General features: G+C 67.0%; 15 protein-coding genes, 1 tRNA gene and 2 pseudogenes. 6 read left to right on the top strand and 12 right to left on the bottom strand.

The genetic code is table 11. From position 1 onward, the window contains the following. Window positions 1–18 precede the first annotated feature (18 nt). Together pcrA and OUO20_RS00850 are read right to left on the bottom strand one after the other, a co-directional pair. On the bottom strand, window positions 19–2,574 hold the full coding sequence (pcrA, locus tag OUO20_RS00855) for a DNA helicase PcrA (RefSeq protein ID WP_268002633.1): 2,556 nt from the start codon (window positions 2,572–2,574) through the stop codon (window positions 19–21). A gap of 90 nt (window positions 2,575–2,664) precedes the next feature. After that, window positions 2,665–3,495, bottom strand: a complete 831-nt coding sequence (locus OUO20_RS00850) for an inositol monophosphatase family protein (RefSeq protein WP_268002632.1) — start codon at window positions 3,493–3,495, stop codon at window positions 2,665–2,667. Between the two features lie 32 nt (window positions 3,496–3,527). Between OUO20_RS00850 and OUO20_RS00845 the strand changes: the two genes are divergently transcribed. Beyond that, window positions 3,528–4,154, top strand: a complete 627-nt coding sequence (locus OUO20_RS00845) for a hypothetical protein (protein ID WP_268002631.1) — start codon at window positions 3,528–3,530, stop codon at window positions 4,152–4,154. Here the strand turns inward: OUO20_RS00845 and OUO20_RS00840 are convergent. Then, window positions 4,151–4,924 carry a DUF998 domain-containing protein gene (locus OUO20_RS00840; protein WP_268002630.1) on the bottom strand — a complete coding sequence of 258 codons (774 nt, stop codon included), beginning with the start codon at window positions 4,922–4,924 and terminating at the stop codon, window positions 4,151–4,153. The genes OUO20_RS00845 and OUO20_RS00840 overlap by 4 nt on opposite strands. Window positions 4,925–5,007: 83 nt before the next feature. Here OUO20_RS00840 and OUO20_RS00835 point away from each other — a divergent pair. The 3 genes from OUO20_RS00835 (at window position 5,008) to OUO20_RS00825 (ending at window position 6,010) form a co-directional block, all read left to right on the top strand. Beyond that, a tRNA-Arg gene (locus OUO20_RS00835) sits at window positions 5,008–5,080 on the top strand. Window position 5,081: 1 nt separating this feature from the next. Beyond that, entirely contained in the window at window positions 5,082–5,576 is a 495-nt protein-coding gene (locus tag OUO20_RS00830) for a DUF6314 family protein (protein WP_268002629.1), read from the top strand. Beyond that, window positions 5,573–6,010 carry an NUDIX hydrolase gene (locus tag OUO20_RS00825; RefSeq protein WP_142068542.1) on the top strand — a complete coding sequence of 146 codons (438 nt, stop codon included), beginning with the start codon at window positions 5,573–5,575 and terminating at the stop codon, window positions 6,008–6,010. The genes OUO20_RS00830 and OUO20_RS00825 overlap by 4 nt, the downstream gene beginning before the upstream one ends. Before the next feature lie 10 nt (window positions 6,011–6,020). Here OUO20_RS00825 and OUO20_RS00820 read toward each other — a convergent pair whose 3' ends face one another. After that, entirely contained in the window at window positions 6,021–7,934 is a 1,914-nt protein-coding gene (locus OUO20_RS00820) for an ABC transporter ATP-binding protein (RefSeq protein WP_223993902.1), read from the bottom strand. Further along, a pseudogene (locus OUO20_RS00815) lies at window positions 7,931–9,597 on the bottom strand (ABC-F family ATP-binding cassette domain-containing protein). Before OUO20_RS00815 ends, OUO20_RS00820 begins: the two are co-directional and overlap by 4 nt. Before the next feature lie 250 nt (window positions 9,598–9,847). Between OUO20_RS00815 and OUO20_RS00810 the strand changes: the two are divergent. After that, a complete protein-coding gene (locus OUO20_RS00810) occupies window positions 9,848–10,579 on the top strand; it encodes a hypothetical protein (protein ID WP_268002628.1) in 732 nt (243 codons plus the stop codon). Beyond that, on the top strand, window positions 10,576–11,313 hold the full coding sequence (locus OUO20_RS00805; RefSeq protein WP_144601282.1) for a hypothetical protein: 738 nt from the start codon (window positions 10,576–10,578) through the stop codon (window positions 11,311–11,313). Before OUO20_RS00810 ends, OUO20_RS00805 begins: the two co-directional genes overlap by 4 nt. 212 nt (window positions 11,314–11,525) lie before the next feature. On the opposite strand, the pseudogene OUO20_RS00800 reads toward OUO20_RS00805, so the two are convergent. The 7 genes and pseudogenes from OUO20_RS00800 to OUO20_RS00770 form a co-directional block, all read right to left on the bottom strand. Continuing rightward, window positions 11,526–14,557 (bottom strand): annotated as a pseudogene (locus tag OUO20_RS00800) (alpha-mannosidase). A gap of 125 nt (window positions 14,558–14,682) precedes the next feature. Then, window positions 14,683–15,561 carry a formate dehydrogenase accessory sulfurtransferase FdhD gene (fdhD, locus tag OUO20_RS00795; RefSeq protein WP_134165640.1) on the bottom strand — a complete coding sequence of 293 codons (879 nt, stop codon included), beginning with the start codon at window positions 15,559–15,561 and terminating at the stop codon, window positions 14,683–14,685. Window positions 15,562–15,611: 50 nt separating this feature from the next. Beyond that, window positions 15,612–17,120: a molybdopterin molybdotransferase MoeA gene (locus OUO20_RS00790; protein WP_268002627.1), complete on the bottom strand. Its 1,509-nt coding sequence runs from the start codon at window positions 17,118–17,120 to the stop codon at window positions 15,612–15,614. Beyond that, on the bottom strand, window positions 17,117–17,413 hold the full coding sequence (locus tag OUO20_RS00785; RefSeq protein WP_056331155.1) for a DUF6457 domain-containing protein: 297 nt from the start codon (window positions 17,411–17,413) through the stop codon (window positions 17,117–17,119). The genes OUO20_RS00790 and OUO20_RS00785 overlap by 4 nt, the downstream gene beginning before the upstream one ends. Further along, window positions 17,410–18,024: a molybdenum cofactor guanylyltransferase gene (mobA, locus tag OUO20_RS00780; RefSeq protein WP_268003349.1), complete on the bottom strand. Its 615-nt coding sequence runs from the start codon at window positions 18,022–18,024 to the stop codon at window positions 17,410–17,412. The genes OUO20_RS00785 and mobA overlap by 4 nt, the downstream gene beginning before the upstream one ends. 154 nt (window positions 18,025–18,178) lie before the next feature. Then, complete coding sequence (locus OUO20_RS00775) at window positions 18,179–18,679, bottom strand: HNH endonuclease (RefSeq protein WP_018769554.1); 501 nt, start codon at window positions 18,677–18,679, stop codon at window positions 18,179–18,181. A gap of 268 nt (window positions 18,680–18,947) precedes the next feature. Next, entirely contained in the window at window positions 18,948–19,715 is a 768-nt protein-coding gene (locus OUO20_RS00770; RefSeq protein ID WP_268002626.1) for an NlpC/P60 family protein, read from the bottom strand. Between the last annotated feature and the right edge of the window lie 63 nt (window positions 19,716–19,778).

Raw genomic sequence — 19,778 nt, 5'->3', positions numbered from 1 at the left:
TGCCCGGCCGGGGGCGGCTTAGGCGTCGAGCTTGGTCAGCGGCGCGTACCGCAGCAACAGGCGCTTCTCGCCGACGTCGAACTTCACCTTGGCCACGGTCTTGTCCCCCGCTCCTTCAAGCGCCAGGACCGTGCCGTTGCCGAAGCTGGTGTGGTTGACCTTGTCTCCCACGCTGACGGCGATGATTTCCTTTTGCGGCTGCACCCGGTTCTTGGCGATGAACGCCGGAACGTCGGCGTTGAATCCCGCCGAGGAGTCCGCTGCCGCGCCACGGGCAGTGCCGGCGCCCCAGAAGGACCCGCTGTACCGGCCGGACCCGATGGAACCGCCGCCCCAGCCGCCGGCCTGCCTGCTGGTTCCTTCACGCTTCCATTCCAGGAGCTCCGCCGGGATTTCCTCGAGGAACTGGCTGGCGGGGTTGTACTGGCTCTGGCCCCACATGCTGCGCACCTCGGACCGGGTCACGTAGAGCCGCTTGCGGGCACGGGTCAGTCCCACGTACGCCAGGCGTCGTTCCTCGGCCAGTTCCTTGGGGTCGGTGGCGGAGCGCTGGTGCGGGAAGAGGCCGTGCTCCATGCCGGTCAGGAAGACCACGGGGAATTCCAGGCCCTTGGCCGTGTGCAGGGTCATGAGGGTCACCACGCCCAGCCGTTTGGCCTCGGCGACGGCGGCGTCGATGTCCGCGCCGGGAGCATCCGGGATCTGGTCGGCGTCCGCTACCAGGGAGACCTGTTCCAGGAACGCGCCAAGGCTTCCTTCCGGGTTCTCCTGCTCGTACTCGCGAACTACGGCCACGAGTTCAGCCAGGTTCTCCACGCGGGACTCGTCCTGCGGATCGGTGCTGGATCGCAGCGCGGCGAGGTAGCCCGTCTGTTCCAGGACGGCTTCCAGGGCGGCGGCCGCTCCGGATCCGGAGGCAACCTCGGCCAGGTCGTCCAGCATCTTCACGAAGCCCAGGACGGCGTTGACGGACCGGGTGGCCATGCCGGGCGCCTGGTCGGCGCGGCGGGCCGCCTCCATGAACGACGTCCGCTCACGCTGGGCCAGGGCCGCGACGGCGCCTTCGGCGCGGTCGCCGATGCCGCGTTTGGGCTCATTCAATACACGGCGGAGGTTGACGTCGTCATCCGGGTTGACCAGGACGCGCAGGTACGCCAGGGCGTCCTTGATTTCCTTTCGCTCGTAGAAGCGGGTGCCGCCCACCACCTTGTACGGCAGGCCCACGCGCACCAGGACGTCTTCGATGGAGCGGGACTGGGCGTTGGTCCGGTAGAAGATGGCAACATCGCCGGGGCGCAGGTTCTCCTCGTCCTGGAGCCGGTCGATCTCCTTGGCGATGAACTGCGCTTCGTCGTGTTCATTTTCGCCGACGTAGCCGATGATCTTGTGGCCTTCGCCCTCGGCGGTCCACAACCGTTTTTCCGGACGGTTGGGGTTGCGGGAGATGACCGAGTTCGCCGCGCTCAGGATGTTTTGGGTGGAGCGGTAGTTCTGCTCCAGCTTGATGGTGCGGGCCTCCGGGTAGTCCTTTTCGAACTCCACGATGTTCCGGATGTCCGCCCCGCGGAAGGCGTAGATGGACTGGTCCGAGTCACCTACCACGGTGAGTTCCGACGCGCCCGGGCCCTCCCCCACGATTTCCCGCACCAGGGCGTACTGGGCGTGGTTGGTGTCCTGGTATTCGTCCACCAGCACGTGGCGGAACCGGCGGCGGTAGGACTCGGCGAGCGCGGGGAAGGCACGGAACATGTAGACGGTCTCGGCGATCAGGTCGTCGAAGTCCATGGCGTTGGCCTGCCGGAGGCGCTGGGTGTAGCCCTTGTAAACGTCCGCGACCGCATGTTCGAAGGGGTCGTTGTAATTGGCTGCCGAGGCAAAGGAATCGGCGTCGATGAGCTCGTTCTTCAACGCCGAGATCTTGTGCTGGATGGCCTTGGGCGCAAACTTTTTGGGGTCCAGGTCCAGGGCCTTGGAGACCTGGGTGACCAGCCGCAGGGAGTCGGCGGAGTCGTAGATGGAGAAATTGGATTTCAGGCCGACGTTGGCCGCTTCCTGCCGCAGGATCCGCACGCAGGAGGAATGGAACGTGGAGATCCACATGATCTTGGCGCGTCCACCCACCAGCGCCTCAATGCGCTCCCGCATTTCCGCGGCGGCCTTGTTGGTGAAGGTGATGGCCAGGATTTCGCCGTGGTGGGCACGGCCGGTGGCGATCAGGTACGCGATCCTGTTGCTGAGCACCCGGGTCTTTCCGGATCCGGCACCGGCGACGATCAGCAGCGCCGGCCCGGCATGCTTGACCGCTTCCTCCTGCTGGGGGTTCAGCCCCTCCAGCAGCTGGGAAGCGTCCGGGCGGTGGCTGCCTTGGTGCCGGCCGCCGTCGTGCCTGTCCGCGCTGTTCCGGTCCGGGTGGTGCCGGTCCCCGTTGTTCTGCTGCCAGCCGGCCTGGCTGCCCGGCATTCCGCCGGGCCCGGCCGTGGTGGCAACGCCTTCCGGCCCCGTCCTGGTGCGGGCGGTGGCGGCAGGAGCGGCCTTGAACGGTCCGTCAGAGTACGGGTCAAACAACATATCCATGGTGCATACAAGTCTAGGCGGTGGGACCGACAACGCCTTCCAGCCTGTGGATTACTGCCGCTGACCCGTGAACCAGTGCCGGCAACCGCCTCAGGCCACCGAGCCTGACTGAAGGGCTGCACGCAACTCCTGAACCGCCGTCGTTCCTCCTGCCAGGAACCACTCCAGCCCGTTGACGCGGACTGTGTCCACGGCGCCCCCCGCCGCCCGGACGATCGCCTTGCCCGGCAGCCAGTCCCATTCCGGGCAGCTGTGCTGGAACCAGCACCCCAGCTGCCCGTCTGCGACACGGCCCAGGTCGCAGGACCCGGATCCCAGCATGCGGAGGGACGCGGCGGAGGTGGCGGCCGCGTGCCAGGGCATGGCGCACATGGGATCCATCAGCCAGGTGGGGTGGATGTAGGTGGCGGCCCCAAGTTCGGCGACGCTGGTGGCGTTGCGTTTGCCGCCGTCGTCGCTGAAACCGGTGAGGAGGCCACCGTTCAGGGTGGCGGGCCGGTCACGGCCGCCGAGCCACAGTTTGTCCTCCTCCGGCTGGAAGACGGCGCCCAGCAGCACATCATCGCGGTCCTTCAGGGCAATGGCGGAACACCAGTAGGTGGATCCGTGCAGGAAGTTGTAGGTGCCGTCCACGGGGTCGATCACCCAGGTACGGCCGCTGGTTCCCTGGACGGAGGCGCCTTCCTCGCCCAGGATGCCGTCATTCGGCCGGCAACGTTGGAGCTGCTCCAGCACGTAGGCCTCGGCGGCGTGGTCCGCCGCCGTCACCACGTCCGAGACGGAGGTCTTTTGTTCCGACTGCAGGCCGGCCATGCGCATGAGGAGCGCCAGTTGCCCGGCTTCGCGGACCAGCGCGGCCGCCAGTTCGTAGTCGTCCAGTGCGGGATCAAGAACAGCTGCGCTGTGTCGGCCAGTGGTCATGGCTTCAGTTTATGGGGCGGGATAATGGTGCCATGGCCAAAACCCCTGCCCAGAGGATCAAGAAGCACGGCGACAAAGCGGTTGTGCCGCAGCACCACCTTCCACCTGTGGTGGACCCCACCACAGCGCGGACGCCGCAGAAGGCTCAGGGCAACAGCAACCTGATTGTGGTTGCCGGCGTGGTGGCAAGCCTGTTCCTGTTCTGGTACCTGCACCTGCTGACCCTGGACCAGCTCACCCAGCTCACCAAGGGCCTGGCTATGCCCGATTCGCTGGTGGGCGGGTTCGATCCCGGCTACATCGGCCGCCTGCAGGCATCGATGGACGGCGATGCCCTGGGCCAGCTGAACTATGTCCACAAGACCGCGGGGACCCTCTTCCCGCTGATCTTCGGCTTCACGTGGCTGCTGCTCATCGGGACCAATGTGGCACGGAAGGGGTTGCGCTGGGCGTTGTGGGCCTTGCCCATGCTGTTCGTTGTGGTCCGGTTGTGGGGGAACGTGGCCATTGACGCCATGATGGCCTCGGAAGGTCCCGACGCCGGCCAGGTGGCTTTGGCGTCGGGCCTCACGGTTGCCGGGTGGGTGCTTTTGGTGTTGAGCCTCCTGGCCGGGGCCGCGGCTGTGTTCCTGAACAGCCGGGAACGGAACGAGACCTAGCCGGCAGTTACCCGGGCCGCCGCAGCCGCCGCCCGCTGTTCCTTCCGGTGCCGGTGCACCCGCTGTGCAATGACCAGCCCGGCGGCGGCCATGCCCACTGTCACGGGGTACCCCATGAGCCGTTCCAGCGTCCCGGGCTCGGGAACCATCATGCGGGTAAGCCCGCCGGTTGCCACCGCGGCCAGTGACACGCCGCCGCAGGCCACCAGGAACCACGCCATCCCGGTCTTCCGGAGCCACAGGAGTCCCAGGACCAGGAGGGCCGCACCACCCGTCACGAAGTACGTGACGGCGCCGGCATAATGCCAGGGTGAGCCGGCATCCTCCGGGACCAGGCCCACAACCACCGTTCCTGCCCCGGCAGCTCCGGTGAGCAGGCGGACCGCGGCGGCCGCGAGCCAGGGTACCCTGCGGCCCCAGCCGACCCTGGTCCAGGGGCGGGCAGCCACGCGCAGCAGCCCGGACGTCAGCATCACCGCCCCCACCAGCAGGCCAAGGCCCTGGACCACGAACGAGGCATTCATCAGCCAGTTCAGGGGTGAGCAGACGTCCCGGCCTGAGAACGTCCCGCAGTGGAGGGCACCGAGGTCACTGATGTACCCGGTCCGCAGGTCGTAGGGACGGGGTCCGGCCCACGCCATGGCCACGGCTGCCTCCGCGGCGAAATACTGCAGCACGCTCAGGATTGCCCAGGCCCCGATGTACTGCCGGGTGGACGCAACGTTCGGAATGAAGGCGGCGGCGGGAGCGGCAGTGGGGGCTGGACTCATGCCATGAGCGTAGTACGGCCCGGCACCTTGTATGCTTGTAACCGTGTCCGGACGGACCGGCCCCGCCGAACCACCGGATGCGCGCCCTCGTAGCTCAGTGGATAGAGCACGGCTCTCCTAAAGCCGGTGTCGTTGGTTCGATTCCAATCGAGGGCACTTGAACACCCGTGTCCCGGAGCCCAGCCTCCGCGCCTACCTCCTGGGCAACCAGCCGGCCGGCGCCGCAAGCCACGACACCCACCCGGGCCGCTGGCTGGTGGAGCGCGACCTGCTGGACAGGTCGGAGGGCACCCGCGGAACCTTTACCGGCGTCGTCCTTTTCATCCCCACGGACGACGGCGGCCTGGCCCTTCGCGAGGAAGGCACCATGCGCTGGCCTGCTTTTTCCGGCCCCGCCTCACGCGAGTACCTGCTGCGGACCACCGGGCGCCCTGACGCGCTGGACTTCTTCTTCCCCGACGGCCGCCCCTTCCACCGGATGAGCTTCACGCCGGAAGCCAACCTGGACAGCCACTGGTGTGATCCCGATACCTACCGGGTGACCTACACCTTGGAGGACCCTGACCACTTCAGCTACAGCTGGGATGTCACCGGTCCGCGCAAGGACCTGCTGCTGACTTCACACCTGGTGCGGTCGCAGGCACCGGCATGAAACACCGCATCGTGGTTTCCGCCGTCTGCGTGTTCGACCACACCGGCCGCCTGCTGACCGTGCGGAAGCGCGGCACCACCATGTTCATGCACCCGGGCGGCAAGCCGGAACCGGGCGAGACAGCTGTGCAGGCCGCAGCCCGGGAGCTTGAGGAAGAAGTGGGCATCACCATCGACCCGCGCGAACTGGTGTTGATGGGCGTGTGGATCGCCGACGCAGCCAACGAGGCCGCCACTGACATTGAAGCCACCGTCTTTACCGCTCCGGGCACCTGGTCAGCACACCCTTCAGCTGAGATTGCCGAGATCCGCTGGCTGGACCTGGACGTCCTGGCTTCCGGCGCCGGACAGGCCCGGGACCTGGCGCCACTGCTGACGGACCACATCCTGCCCCTGCTGGCCGCCCGGGCAGTCCCGGGAGCCGCGCAGGCTTAGCTGATCAACCCTAGAACTCGGGGACGGACTCCTGGGCCACGGCGGTGGCCTCCGCGAACTGCGTCCGGTAGAGCTCGGCGTAGCGGCCGCCGGCGGCCAGGAGCTCCGTGTGGGTTCCGCGTTCCACAATTTGGCCGCCCTCGACCACCAGGATGGCGTCGGCCGCGCGGACGGTGGACAGCCGGTGGGCAATCACGACGGCGGTCCGCCCCTCGAGTGCGGCGCCCAGGGCTGCCTGCACGGCGGCTTCATTCGTGGAGTCCAGGGCAGCGGTGGCCTCGTCGAGGATGACGACGCGGGGCTGCGCGATCAGGAGCCGGGCAATGGTCAGCCGCTGGCGTTCGCCGCCGGAAAGCCGGTAGCCGCGCTCCCCCACCACCGTTTCCAGCCCGTCCGGCAGGGACCTGATCATGGTCTCGAGGCGTGCCTGGCGCAGGACGTCCCACATTTCCTCTTCGGTTGCGTCGGGCTTGGCCAGCCGAAGGTTGGACGCGATGGTTTCATGGAACAGGTGGCCGTCCTGGGTCACCATGCCCAGGGTGTCCCGCAGCGAATCGAAGGTGGCGTCCCGCACGTCCAGCCCGGTGCCCCGCGCAGTGCCGCCGAGACGCACTGCGCCGGAGTCGACGTCGTACAACCGCGACAGCAGCTGGGCGATGGTGGACTTGCCGGCGCCGGAGGAACCCACCAGCGCCACCGTCTGGCCCGGTTCCACCCGGAAGCTCACGCCGTGCAGCACTTCCTCGCCGCCGCGGGTGTCCAGGGTGGAGACTTCCTCCAGCGAGGCCAGCGAGACCTTGTCCGCGGACGGGTAGGCGAAGCGGACGTTGTCGAATTCGACGGACACGGGGCCGGCAGGAACGGGCTTCGCGTCCGGCTTCTGCTGGATCAGCGGCTGCAGGTCCAGGATCTCGAAGACGCGTTCAAAGCTGACCAGGGCGCTCATGACTTCCACCCGGGCGTTGGACAGGGCCGTGAGCGGAGCGTAGAGCCGGGTCAGCAGCAGTGCCAGCACCACCACATCCCCGGGTGCCAGCTGGCCGCCCAGGGCAAGCCAGCCGCCCAGGCCATACACCAGTGCCAGGGCAAGCGCGGACACCAGGGTCAGGGCCGTGACGAAGGTGAACTGCAGCATCGCCATGCGGACGCCGATGTCCCGGACGCGGCCCGCGCGGGCGGCGAATTCGCGGGATTCCTCGTCAGGACGTCCGAACAATTTGACCAGGGTTGCGCCCGGCGCCGAGAACCGCTCGGTCATTTGGGTGCCCATGGCGGCGTTGTGAGCGGCAGCTTCCCGGCGCAGGTCAGCCAGCTTGGAGCCCATGCGCCGGGCCGGAATCAGGAAGATCGGCAGCAGCACCATGGCAAGGACGGTCACCAGCCACGACGTATTGAGCATCACGGCCAGCGTCAGGGCCAGCGCCACCGAGTTGCTCACCACCCCGGAAAGGGTTCCGGCGAAGGCGGACTGGGCGCCGATGACATCGTTGTTGAGGCGGCTGACCAGCGCGCCCGTGCGGGTCCGCGTGAAGAAGGCAATGGGCATCCGCTGCACGTGGTCGAACACCCGCGTGCGCAGGTCCACGATGACGCCTTCGCCAATGGTCGAGGACAGCCAGCGGGTCAAGAGCCCCACCCCGGCCTCACCGACGGCCACGATGGCGATCAGCACTGCCAGCCAGATGACCGTGTCAACGCCGGTCTTGGCGATGATGGCGTCAACCACCTTGCCGGCAAGCACCGGGGTGGCGACGGCCAGGAAGGCAGCCGCAATGGAGGAGAGCACAAAGGCGATGAGCTTGCCCTTGTGGGGGGCGGCAAAGGCCAGCACCCGCTTCAGGGTCTCTTTGGAAAATGGCTTCGAAGCGCTCTTTGCGGTGCTGATGTTGTAGAGCGAACTCCAGGCTACGCGGTCCATGCTCATGGCTGTTTCTCCTGGGTTGCAGTGTGGTGGAGTTCCTGGACCGTGCCGTTTTCCAGGTGCCACCGGTAGTCGAGTCGAACGTTTTCCAGCAGCCGGCGGTCGTGGGTGACCAGCAGCAGCGCTCCGTCGTAGCTTTCAAGGGCCTCTTCCAGCTGTTCTATGGCCGGCAGGTCGAGGTGGTTGGTGGGTTCGTCCAGCACCAGCAGGTTCACGCCGCGGGCCTGGAGCAGCGCGAGGGCAGCCCGCGTCCGCTCACCCGGTGACAGGGAATCCACGGTCCTCGACGTGTGGTCCGCCTTGAGGCCGAACTTGGCCAGGAGCGTGCGAACGTCGGCACTGTTCCAGTCCGCCAGCACCGCTTCGACAGCGCCGCCCAGCGGCAGTGCGCCGTCCAGCAGCCCGCGGGCCTGGTCTATTTCGCCGACGGCGACGGAGGCACCCATGGAGGCATCGCCGTCGTCCGGCGCCTGGGTGCCCAGCAGCAGGCGCAGGAGGGTGGATTTGCCGGCGCCGTTGGGGCCGGTGATGCCCACGCGCTCGCCGCCGTTGAGCTGGAGGCTGACCGGTCCCAGCGTGAAGTCGCCCTGGCGTGCCACGGCCTTGCGCAAGGTGGCGACGACGGCGCTGGAGCGCGGTGCCTGGCCGATGCTGAACTGGAGCTGCCATTCCTTCCGGGGCTCCTCCACCGCGTCCAGACGGGCGATCCGGGATTCCATCTGCCGGACCTTCTGGGCCTGCTTTTCGGAGGATTCAGTACTGGCGGCGCGCCGGATCTTGTCGTTGTCGGGGTTCTTCTTCATGGCATTGCGAACGCCCTGCGAACTCCACTCCCGCTGCGTCCGTGCCCGCGAGACCAGGTCTGCCTTGGTGGCGGCAAACTCCTCGTACTTCTCGCGGGCGTGCCGCCGCATCACCGCGCGCTCCTCGAGGAAGGCGTCGTAGCCGCCGTCGTAGACAGCCACACTGTTCTGTGCCAGGTCAAGTTCGACGACGCGGGTCACACAGCGCGCCAGGAACTCGCGGTCATGGCTGACCAGCACCACGCCGCCGCGCAGCCCCGTTACGAAGTTCTCCAAGGTGGCCAGCCCCGCGAGGTCGAGGTCGTTGGTGGGCTCGTCCAGGAGCACTACATCGAAGCGGCTCAGCAGGAGGGCCGCCAGGGCCACCCGGGCGGCCTGGCCGCCCGAAAGACCCGTCATCAGCGCATCGGCGCCGGCGTCCAGTCCGAGGTCTGCCAGCACCGCCGGTACACGGTCGTCCAGGTCAGCGGCGCCGGAGGCCATCCAGCGGTCAAAGGCACGGGCGTAGGCGTCATCCGCCCCCGGAGCGCCGGAACCGAGTGCTTCCGCGGTGGACTCCATGTCGGCGGTCGCCTCCGCGCAGCCGGTGCGGCGGGCAATGTAGGCCGCCACTGTTTCGCCGGCAATGCGCTCGTGCTCCTGAGGGAGCCATCCAACGAAGGCATCGGACGGCGCAAGGTTGACCGAGCCCTGCTGGGGCTGGTCGACACCGGCCAGGAGGCGCAGCAGCGTCGATTTACCGGCACCGTTGGCACCCACCACGCCCACCACGTCGCCGGGGGCAACCGTCAGCGAGAGCCCGGAAAGAGCACCCGGTGGCCGTGGCCACCGGAGATGTCCTTCGCAACAAGGGTTGCAGTCATCGAATCGTCCTTTCGCCGCTGCCCGGACAGCCGCCGACGGCCGGCAGAGGCGGCGAAAACCGGGCCGCGGCGCCGCTGAGGCTGCAGGACATAGAAGAACCCGCTGGTCCGGACTTGGGGGGTGTACGGACCAGCGGGCTCGACCATCAACTATAGGCGAAGGTGGACCATGGGCAAAATCGGCGGCACGGCCGGGGCGGGCACGGCACGGTAAAATCGTCCTCACCACCCGTTCTGCAGAGAGCACTCCATGACCCTTCCTGCCAAGGCGTTCCAGCGCTGGCTGCAAGGCATCGCGCCAGATGCCAGCACTGCAGACGTCTGCAGGGTCTCCGGAATCAAGCGGACCACGCTGGCCCAGCAGCTGGTCCGGGGCAAAGTCTCCGTGAGCACGGTGGTCAGCATCAGCCGCGCGTACAACATCAACCCCGTCGACGCACTGTCCGGGTTTGACGCCTACAGCGCCCTGGGAAGCCCGCCGCGTCCACCCACCCGCAGCGAGCTGGTCAGCCAGATTTCCACGCCGGACCTCCTGCGGGCGCTCCTGGCCCGCCCCGCAATGGACGCGGCCCGGGGAGCAGCCTCTCCCGCCCTCACTCCTGCCCCGCACGCCACCTCCGTGAAGAACTGGGTCGATGCCGTAGACGACGGCGAGGTCCGGCACCGCGTGTCCGCCTCCACGGGAGTGGCGCCGCAAAACTACTCCGCCCAGTTGACCGCCAACCGGCTGTCCCCGGAGCTCGCCTTAGCGACGGCAATGGCGGCCGGAGTGGGACCCGCCGGCGGACTGGTGGCCACGGGAATCATTACGGAGGAGGAGGCCGGCTGGCCTCCCGGTGCCCGGCAGGCGGCGCTGGACAGCCTCACCGACGGAGAACTCACAGCCCTTGCTGGAGACCGGCTTCAGGCAATGGGCAAAGTACTGCGCCGCCAGGAGCAGGACCAAGCGCAGACAGAAAAAATTTGGGAGAACCTGGGATGATCGAAACCCTTCAATGGAGCACGCTGGCCATTTGCGCCCTTATTGCGGTGGCCCGCGTCCCCAGCACACTCAGAGGAGAAAACCGCTCCCTTTTCGGCATCTTTGCCTTGATGACCCTGGCCATCCTGTTGAGCATCCAGGGGCCGTACATCGTCATCGACCAGGCGCTGGGCGGGATCAACCTGGCCAACCTGTTGCTGCGCTTCGTCATTTTCGGCGCCATTTTCTTCATGGGTATCCGCATTTCCAGGGGCTTCGGTGCAAGGGATGCGTACAGGCTCATAACCGGAAGGGCCGGGGTTTCGGTCCTTGCGGTCATTTCCGTTGTCATGGTGACGCTGTTCTTCATGATGGGCACCAGCGGGTCGTCGGCCGGGCTGACAGGGGTTGTGGGTACGGATCCCTGGAACTCTGCCTTACTGGAGTATTACGGGGCCGCCGGCCGGGCTTACCCCGCCTACATCACGTTGGCTTTGCTGCCGGCAATGGTGCGTGCAGTCTTCGGCCGGCTTCCCGCCCTGGTCCGGGTTGCCGCGGGGCTGCTGGGTCTTGGCGCCGTAGCCACGGGCCTGAGTTTGTCTTTCCCTCTTATCCCGCCCACCCTTGGCCAGATAGAGTTCCTTATTAACTACACGGCCGTGCTGTGCTTCGTCGTCGGGCTGGCATTAATCTGGGTCGCCAAAATGGTCAATGCGCGCGGCGCGGCACGGCGCAGGACATCTACCGAAATGTAACCTTCGTGCACTTTCACAAAATCATTAGAATGTGAAACAATCATGAATGTGTGAAGGCGGGGCTGCCAAGCGTTTTCGAACGGGGATAAATTCCAAAGCGCCGGCCGCCCCGGGGGCCTTTGCACGCATTGGGGGGATGAGTGGTGGCGGATCGTTGGGGACCGCCCCCACTCAGCCTATTTAAGGACCCTGGCCCCCAAGGGACACTGATCCTATTTCCTGGCAAACCTCAATGTCACCAACTGGAACGGCCGGAGCGCGAGCTCGGCACCGGTATCTGCCGGAACAATTCCGGGCGCCTCGGCGGCACGCTCCAGGAGATCCGTCGGCACCACGCCATTGACAGGGAAGTTGGCTGTGAGAGTCCCCACGGACCGCTGCCCCAACGACTCATAGAGCCGGACCACCACATCGCCCGATCCGTCCTGGGCCAGCTTCACCGCTTCAATGACCAGGGCCGGATTGCTGACGGAGAAGAGCGGCTCCACCGCGGTGCCGCCGCTGACCAGCCGGGGCGCCAGATTGGTGCGGTACCCTTCCTGGACGGCGGCCGCAATGTCAGCACCTGGGCGGACGGTCACCGTCAACTCCTGGTGTCCGCGGTCGGCGTCGGGGTCGGGGAACTTAGGAGCCCGCAGCAGGGACAGGCGCACCGTAGTGGTGGTTCCGCCGTCGGATTCCCTGATGCTCCTGCCCACGTCGTGGCCGTACGTGGAGGAGTTGGCCACCGCCACCCCGTAACCGGGCTCCCCCACGTGGATCCACCGGTGGGCACAGATTTCGAACTTCGCGGCTTCCCAGGAGGTGTTGGTGTGGGTGGGCCTGAAGACGTGGCCGAACTGTGTTTCGGCAGCTGACCGGTCTGCCCGCACGTCGAGGGCAAAGCCGAGTTTCAGCAGCTTTTCGCGCTCCTGCCAGTCCACGGCCGTGGTGATTTCCAGTGACGGGCTGCCGGGGGCCAATGTGATGCGCTGGGTCAGCGGCGAGCTCCCTGCCAGCCGTTCCACCACCACCACGGCGCTGCCGTCTTCATTGGCCAGCCGGACCGACTCCGCGTGGACCAGCGGAGTGACATTGCGGCGGTAGAACTCGTCGATGTCCCAGGCGTCCCATTCGTTGGGGGTGTCGCGGTGCAGTTCCAGCAGGTTGCCGCGCTGGCCAGGGGCGATGGCCTCTCGTCCGGTGGCGTAGTCACGCAGGGACGCGAGGAGTCCATCGGCGTCCACCTCGACCCGGATAATCCCGTTGTCCAGGATGTAGCCGCCGTGGTGTGGCGTGGCGAGCACCGGCCCAGGGAGCGGCGTTGGTTCCGCTGCCGCAAGGGCGGGCACTCCATTCCTTGCGTGCGGCGCAGCGTTAAGCAGGAACTGCCGGTCCCCGGAGCCCAGCATGGCGGCAGCTGCCTGGCTGATGATTGCTTCAAGCGCCTTTTCGATGGCCTGGTAGTTACGCTCGGCGTCCTGGTGGACCCAGGCAATGGAGCTGCCGGGAAGGATGTCGTGGAACTGCTGCAGCAGTACCAGTTGCCAGAGCCGCTTGAGCTCGGCATCCGGATAGTCGTATGCGCCGGCCGACCGGACTGCAGCCGTGGAACACCACAGTTCCGCCTCACGCAGCAGGTGCTCGCTGCGCCGGTTGCCCTTCTTGGTCCGCGCCTGGCTGGTGTACGTGCCGCGGTGCAACTCCAGGTACATTTCGCCCACCCAGACAGGCAGTGCCGGGTAGTCTTCCTCGGCCTGCCGGAAGAAACTCTCCGCTGAGCCGATCCTGACCCTGGGTGATCCCTCCAGATTCGCGGTTCGGGCAGCCGCCGCAAGCATTTCGCGGGTGGGTCCGCCGCCGCCGTCGCCATAGCCGAAGGGCACCAACGACACCGTCCCGCGGCCGTGGTCCCGGTAGTTGCGCTCGGCGTGGGCAAGGTCCCTGCCGCTGAGGTCCGAGTTGTAGCTGTCCACCGGGGGAAAGTGGGTGAACAGCCGGGTGCCGTCGATTCCCTCCCAATTAAAGGTGTGGTGCGGCATCCTGTTTGTCTGGTTCCAGGAGATCTTTTGGGTAAGGAACCAGCGGCTGCCCGCGGCTTTTACGATCTGGGGCAGGGCCGCACTGTATCCAAACGAGTCCGGGAGCCACGCCTCCCTGCACTCAATGCCGAACTCCGCCAGGAAGAAGCCCTTGCCCTCCACGAACTGCCGCGCCATGGCTTCGCCGCCGGGCATGTTGGTATCCGATTCCACCCACATGCCGCCGACGGGCACAAACTGGCCTGCCCGTACCTTTTCCCGGATCCGGCTGTACAGCTCCGGGTACAGCTCCTTGATCCATGCCAGCTGCTGCGCGGACGAACAGGAGAAGACGAAAGTCGGGTCTTCATCCATGAGTGCCACCACGTTGGAGAACGTCCGGGCGCATTTGCGGATGGTTTCACGGACCGGCCAGAGCCAGGCCGAGTCGATGTGGGCATGGCCCGTGGCAACCAGTTGATGCGCGGATGCGTAGGCGGGGCGGGCAAGGACTTCGGCGAGCTCCTGCCGTCCTGCCGGCGCGGTCCCGGCAACATCGTCAGGGTCCATCACGTCCATCATGCGTTCGAAGGCCCGGAGGATCTCATGGCGGCGGGGAAGCTCCAGGGGAGTTGTTCCATGAGGCCGGCCAGCGTCCACACGTCCTGCTGGAGTTCCCACACGCACTGGTTGAGTTCAGCGATGGCGATGTTGCCCAGCCGGTACTGGGGTGCTCCCCCGGCGGTCGCCTTGTCTCCCAGCGGGGTGGCGGCAAAGGTCCAGCCTTGCGCCATGTCCGGGTTCGCGGCCGCCTCCACGTAGAAGTCCACGGCCATGCCGCCGCCCAGCAGCTTCAGGGGAATGTACTGGTTGCGGGGTGAGATGGCCTTGATGATGGTCCCGTCAGGCCGCCAGGCGATGCCCTCGCACTGAAACCCGGGCGCTTCGGTGGTGAACCCAAGATCCACCACCACCTCCACGGTGGTTTCCGGGCCGCCGCCCCAGGATTCCGGCACCTCCCCTTGCAGCCGGAGCCAGGTGGTCCCCCACGGCCGGCCCCAGGCGGCGCCGTGCTCCTGCGGCTGGAACTCCTGCCGCATCGCTTCGAGCGCGGGGACCGGTTCACCGGGGGCCTCCCAACTGCTCAGGGCAAGCGGGACCGTCCGGCTGTAGACGGCAGGGGCGATGCGCTCGCGCACAAACCTGGCCAAGCGGACTTCCGTGATCCTGCGGTCGTCATGCAAAATAAGTCCTCTTTAGGCTCGGGGCTGGATCATCGCGTCCATTCGATGGACAAATCTACCCTCCGGCAGCATTGCAACCAACCCCCTTGCCCGGGCAGCCACGTCCCAGCCGTGCATTGGCCCTCCTAGACACTGGGCACGGCTGGTGCAGGGCGCAGGATCCGCGAGTCCCCGGCGTAGACGTTAAAACTGGTGTGCCGGCTGAAACCCGCCAGCGTCAAGCCGTTCGCCTCGGCCAGTTCCACGGCAAGACTGGAAGGGGCACTCACGGCAGCCAGGACGGGAATGCCCGCAAGGGATGCTTTCTGGACCAGCTCGAAGGACGCCCTGCCAGATACCTGGAGGACGGTTCTGGTAAGAGGCAGGAGGCCCTCGCGCAGTGCCCAGCCCACCACCTTGTCTACGGCATTGTGGCGTCCCACGTCCTCGCGCAGGCACAGGAGCTGCGGCTCGCCGTCGTCATCGATCCTGAACAGGCCTGCCGCGTGAACGCCGCCGGTGTCCTCGAAGACACGCTGGGACTTCCGCAGCATCCCCGGCAGGGCGGCCAGGACTTCCGCGTCCACAGTCAACGGGTCCGTCCGGGGGCTGAAGTGGGAGGACTTTTGGACAGCTTCGATGGAGTCCGTTCCACAGATGCCGCAGGAGCTGGACGTGTAGACGTTGCGGCCGGTGTCGGGAAGTGGCACATCCGGCCGCAGCTGGGCCTCCACCACGTTGAATGTCTGGACACCGTTCTCGTCCTCGCCGGCACAGAATCGCAGCGAAACCAGCTGTTCGGGGGCCCATATGACCCCCTCGGACACCAGGAATCCAGCCACCAGGTCAAAGTCGTCCCCCGGGGTTCGCATGGTGACCGAATAGGAAAGCTTTCCCAGCCGGATCTCCAGCGGTTCCTCGACGGCGAGGACGTCTTCGCGGTGGCGGACCGGGTACTCCAGGGCTCCCGGCGAACCGTCCAGGACATACTTGTGCACCTTGCGGCGCTGGATTACGCGTCCCATGTTCCACCCTGCTTGTCCATTACTCCATCATGGCACCAACAGGGGCCGCCTCAGCCCAGGAGGGCGCTCCAGTCCACGGGTCCGCTGGGTGCCGGCTTACCCTTGGGCTGGCCTGTCCGTGCGGCACTTCTTGGCTTGGCTTTGGCCGGGCCGTCCTGGGTAGGAGGTATTGGCGGCCCCCATGGCAGGGCGAACGCGGGCACCGGCTCGCCGAGCTGCACGCCGTGCGGTGGCACTACCAGCACACCGTCCGCGGCGGCGAGCCCGCGCATCATCCCTGGCCCCGTATGCTGCGCCGGGGACGCCATGCCGTACAGCAGCCGGAACGGCATCAGCCGGGTACGCCCGGGGTCCGGCTCGATCATGGTCCCGCACGGCACCTCCTCCACCGCCGGCATGGGACGGTGCCCCAGTGCGGCCAGCAGCGGGGCCCCCACAGTGGAAAGGGCCATCATGGCCGCGAGCGGGTTGCCGGGAAGCCCCAAAACGAAGCGTCCGTCGGGCAGTTCGGCGAGCACGGCGGGGTGGCCGGGCCGCATGGCCACGCCATCGATGATGAGCCGGCCGCCGAGTTCGGCCACTGCCCTGCGGAGGTGGTCCGTTCCCGAGCGCCCGGTGCCACCGGTAGTAATGACGACGTCGGCCGGCAGGTCCGGCGCGTCCGGCACGTCCGGCAGTACGTCTTCGAGCGCCGAAAGCCATTCGTCATAGGAGTCGCCGATTCGCTGCTGCCCGCCGGGTATGCCGCCCAGCATGGCGACGACGTCCGGCAGCTGCGGGCCGAAGGTGTCGCGGACCTGGCCCGGGGCCGGCGTGCCGCGTTCCACCACTTCGGACCCTGTCAGGACCAGGCGCACCACGGGCTTTCCCTGGACCTGCACATCGTCGTAGCCTGCCAGCGCGGCAAGTGCCAGGTGGGCGGGATTGAGCTCCACCCCCGCCTTGACCAGGATGTCCCCTTCCAGAGCTTCCTCCCCGGCTTTCCTGATGTGCTCTCCCGCGCGGGGCTCGCCCGGGCGGGCCTTGCCTCCGGTCATCAGGAGTGGGAGTCCTTCATCGTCCTGGCCAAGGACTGCGCTCTCGGTGCGAAGAACTGCCTTGCCGCCTGCAGGAATCAGGCCGCCGGTGGCGATGGGGCTGGCCTGGTGCGGTGCCAGCCGGGTGCCGGGTTCCACCGGGATCCAGGGGCCGCTTCCGTTGACTACCCAGCCGTCCATGGCCGAGGACGCATAGTGGGGCATGTCCTGGAGGGCCACAATGTCCTGGTCCAGTTTGCGGTCCAACGCGATACGCAGTGCCACTGGTCCGGGAGGAATGGGGGTTGCGGCGTCGAACGCCGCCTGCCGGGCCTCTTCCCACGTGTGGGCGGCATGGTGCTGGCCCGCATGCCCTGCTTCCGCCGTCCCGGCTTGGACTGCGCCGGAGTCAGTGGTTCCGGGTTCAGTGGGTCCGGGTTCAGTGGGTCCGGGTTCAGTGGGTCCGGGTCCAGCTATGCCGGCTGGCCCTTCCGCTTCGCTGCCAGGTGGCGCTTCCGGATCGCTTTGGGGTTCCGCGGTCATTCGCCGGGAGTCCCGGCGGCAGCCTCGGCCTCGTAGTCCTTTGCCAGTGTGCGGGCAACGGCCAGGGCCGCATCCATTGATTCAGCGTCCATCTCCCTGCCGGGAGCCGCAGCCAGGCCCGCAGCGAACCCGGCGATGAAAGTGGTGAGCGGAGCGGCTGGCCGGACCACAGCATGGGCGGCGACGCCCGCAAGCGCCAGCACCGCGTTGACGTCCACCTGGACGTCCTCAAGCTTGTACGCTTGGAGAAGTGCCCTGCACCACTCTTCCAGTGTTTCGTCCTGGCTCTTCACGAATTGCCTCCCACGTTTGCTCCGCCCGTCTGCCGGTCCTGGCGTTCGCTCTGGTTCCCGGCGGCAATCCCCAGCGCGGCAGCGTCATCCCAGGTATCCACATCGGAGGTGGACCCGGCAGGGACTGTGACAAGCTGCACGTCCAGATTAGCAAGGAGCGACCTGACAGAGCCGTTGACCAGCGCCCCGCGGGCAGCGAGGTCCCTGCACGCCTTTGTTAACTCAGGCGTGCGGTAAAAACCCACCAGTGGCTGTGGGCGGTTGCCTTCGGCAGCCATGACATTTGCCGGGTCCGCCGCCGTGGACATCTGCAAAGCTTCCTGAAGCGCTGCCACCGCTTGGGATGCCAGCGGCATGTCGCAGGCCAGTACCAGGAGGTAGGGCGCATCCTCGCCGATGTCCGCCAGCGCATCCAGCCCGGCCGCTATGGCTGCCGCCGGGCCCGCGAAGTGCGGCTGCTCCCTGCAGCTCAGCAGGTTGGGAGGCCAGATTGGCAGGGAAGCCATCTCGCCCACAACTGCCACATGCCGGGCCCCCGCGGCGGCAGCGACAGCGCGTTCGAGGAGGGATTGGCCTTGGAAGACGAGCGACTGCTTGGGTACGCCGCCCAGCCGCGATGACCTCCCCCGGCCAGGATCACGGCATCAAAAGCAAGCCCGTTCACTTCCACTCCCCCAGCCTAGCGACCGGCAGCGTAGGGGCCGCACTGCGGGTCAGAACGTCCGGCGCACCGGAGCATCACGGCAACTCAGGCAGCGCGGGGTGTCAGGCAGCGCGTTCCGGAAGCAGGAAGGGGTCCCAGGCCGGCGTGGGCTTCTCCAGTTCCTTGATCTGCCAGATGGTTCCGTGCGGCGGTTCGGGCACGAACCGCAGGGTCCATCCCATCTCGGCTGGAGTGTGGTCGCCCTTGACGTTGTTGCAGCGCAGGCAGGCGGCCACCAGGTTCTCCCACGAATCGGCACCGCCCCGGGACTTGGGGTGAACATGGTCAATGGTGTGCGCCGCTTTCCCGCAGTAGGCGCATTTATGCCCGTCGCGCCGGAGTACGCCCCTGCGGCTGACGGCCGTGGAGTGGTTGTACCGGGGCCGGATGTAGCGGTTGAGGAGGATCACGGACGGGCGGCCCAGAATGTCAGTAGGGCCCACCACGGGGTCGTCACCTTCGGCAACCACACTTGCCTTGCCCGTGAGCACAAGCACCAGCGCCCGGCGGAAAGTAATAACCGCCAGCGGTTCATATCCAGCATTCAGAACGAGAGTGCGCATGCACTTACCTCTTCACGGCCGCACCCGTCAGGGGCACGAGGGCCGGCTGCCCTCGGCATGTCCGGGCTATGGATCGACATCACAAGAGTAAACAAAGAAGTGCAGAATCGGGTAATCGCCACTCTGGAGCAGGACAACGGCTGGACACCGCGGGAGGGTCGGCCGCGGGCGGCGCGGGCCGATTAAGCGCGAAGGACCCCCGCCGGGATGGCGGGGGTCCTTGGGGGCATTGCCAGGCCTGCGGCCGTTCAGGCCTGCCTTGGGATGCTTAGTTGACGCGGATGAACACGGGGCCGGAACCCACGTTTGCGCTGAAGACCACAGTCTGGTTTCCGTTGTAGCCGCCGTGGACTGCCATGCCGTTTCCGGCGTAGACAGCAATGTGGGCCATGCCCGCGCCGCCGTCAGCGTAGTAGATCAGGTCGCCCGGCTGCGCTTCGGCTGCACTCACGGTGCGGCCCAGGGACAGGTAGCCGGCGGGCCAGTCATGGAAGTGGATGCCGACGGCGGCCAGGGAGTTGGTGACCAGCATGGTGCAGTCCTGCATAACGCCGAGCTGGGCGTAGGCGGCCGAGAGGATTGCAGCGCCCTTGCCGCTGGCGGAAGCCTGGGCAGCGGAAGCGGCCGGAGCAGCAGCGGTGGCAACCTTGGCGGTGACCTTGGGAGCCGCAACGGGCTCGGCGGCAGGAGCAGCTTCCTGCACCTCGACCTGGGGCTCAGGCTCGGCGACGGGAGCCGGCGTGGTGGTGACAGCGGGCTTCTCGTAGCTGATGGCGATGGTGGAAGCCGCGGAAATCGGGGCGTCGATTGCGGATTCAACTTCCAGTGCGGACGCCGGAGCGGAATCACGCTTGACGTTGGCGTCGGCAGCGTTGGCCGCGATGCCGCTGGTCAGGACCAGGCCGGAAGCGGCAGCGATAACCGCAGCCTGGCGGCCCATGCCGCTTGCGTTGTCGCTGACGGCCTTTGCAATAACAGCGATCGAGTTGGTTTTGGTGACCTCGGCGCGATGCCGTGCGGTGGCACGAGTCGTCATCAGTTCTCTCTTTCGTTTTTCCCTCAAACCGCTTGTAGGCAGGCGAAGGTTGTTGGACGCGCC

It is taken from the genome of Arthrobacter sp. FX8, from assembly GCF_026723805.1.
Taxonomy (GTDB): Bacteria; Actinomycetota; Actinomycetes; order Actinomycetales; family Micrococcaceae; genus Arthrobacter.
The sequence above is the reverse complement of the archived record's forward strand: the minus strand, read 5'-3'. Positions and strand labels throughout refer to the sequence as shown.

Bases quoted from the DNA above. Each gene is read 5' to 3' on its own strand.
- OUO20_RS00810 (WP_268002628.1), top strand. From the start codon at position 9,848: ATGACCCTTCCTGCCAAGGCGTTCCAGCGCTGGCTGCAAGGCATCGCG.
- OUO20_RS00790 (WP_268002627.1), bottom strand. From the start codon at position 17,120: ATGACCGCGGAACCCCAAAGCGATCCGGAAGCGCCACCTGGCAGCGAA.
- OUO20_RS00825 (WP_142068542.1), top strand. From the start codon at position 5,573: ATGAAACACCGCATCGTGGTTTCCGCCGTCTGCGTGTTCGACCACACC.
- OUO20_RS00820 (WP_223993902.1), bottom strand. From the start codon at position 7,934: ATGAGCATGGACCGCGTAGCCTGGAGTTCGCTCTACAACATCAGCACC.
- OUO20_RS00805 (WP_144601282.1), top strand. From the start codon at position 10,576: ATGATCGAAACCCTTCAATGGAGCACGCTGGCCATTTGCGCCCTTATT.
- fdhD (WP_134165640.1), bottom strand. From the start codon at position 15,561: ATGGGACGCGTAATCCAGCGCCGCAAGGTGCACAAGTATGTCCTGGAC.
- OUO20_RS00840 (WP_268002630.1), bottom strand. From the start codon at position 4,924: ATGAGTCCAGCCCCCACTGCCGCTCCCGCCGCCGCCTTCATTCCGAAC.
- OUO20_RS00770 (WP_268002626.1), bottom strand. From the start codon at position 19,715: ATGACGACTCGTGCCACCGCACGGCATCGCGCCGAGGTCACCAAAACC.
- OUO20_RS00850 (WP_268002632.1), bottom strand. From the start codon at position 3,495: ATGACCACTGGCCGACACAGCGCAGCTGTTCTTGATCCCGCACTGGAC.
- OUO20_RS00775 (WP_018769554.1), bottom strand. From the start codon at position 18,679: ATGCGCACTCTCGTTCTGAATGCTGGATATGAACCGCTGGCGGTTATT.
- OUO20_RS00845 (WP_268002631.1), top strand. From the start codon at position 3,528: ATGGCCAAAACCCCTGCCCAGAGGATCAAGAAGCACGGCGACAAAGCG.
- pcrA (WP_268002633.1), bottom strand. From the start codon at position 2,574: ATGGATATGTTGTTTGACCCGTACTCTGACGGACCGTTCAAGGCCGCT.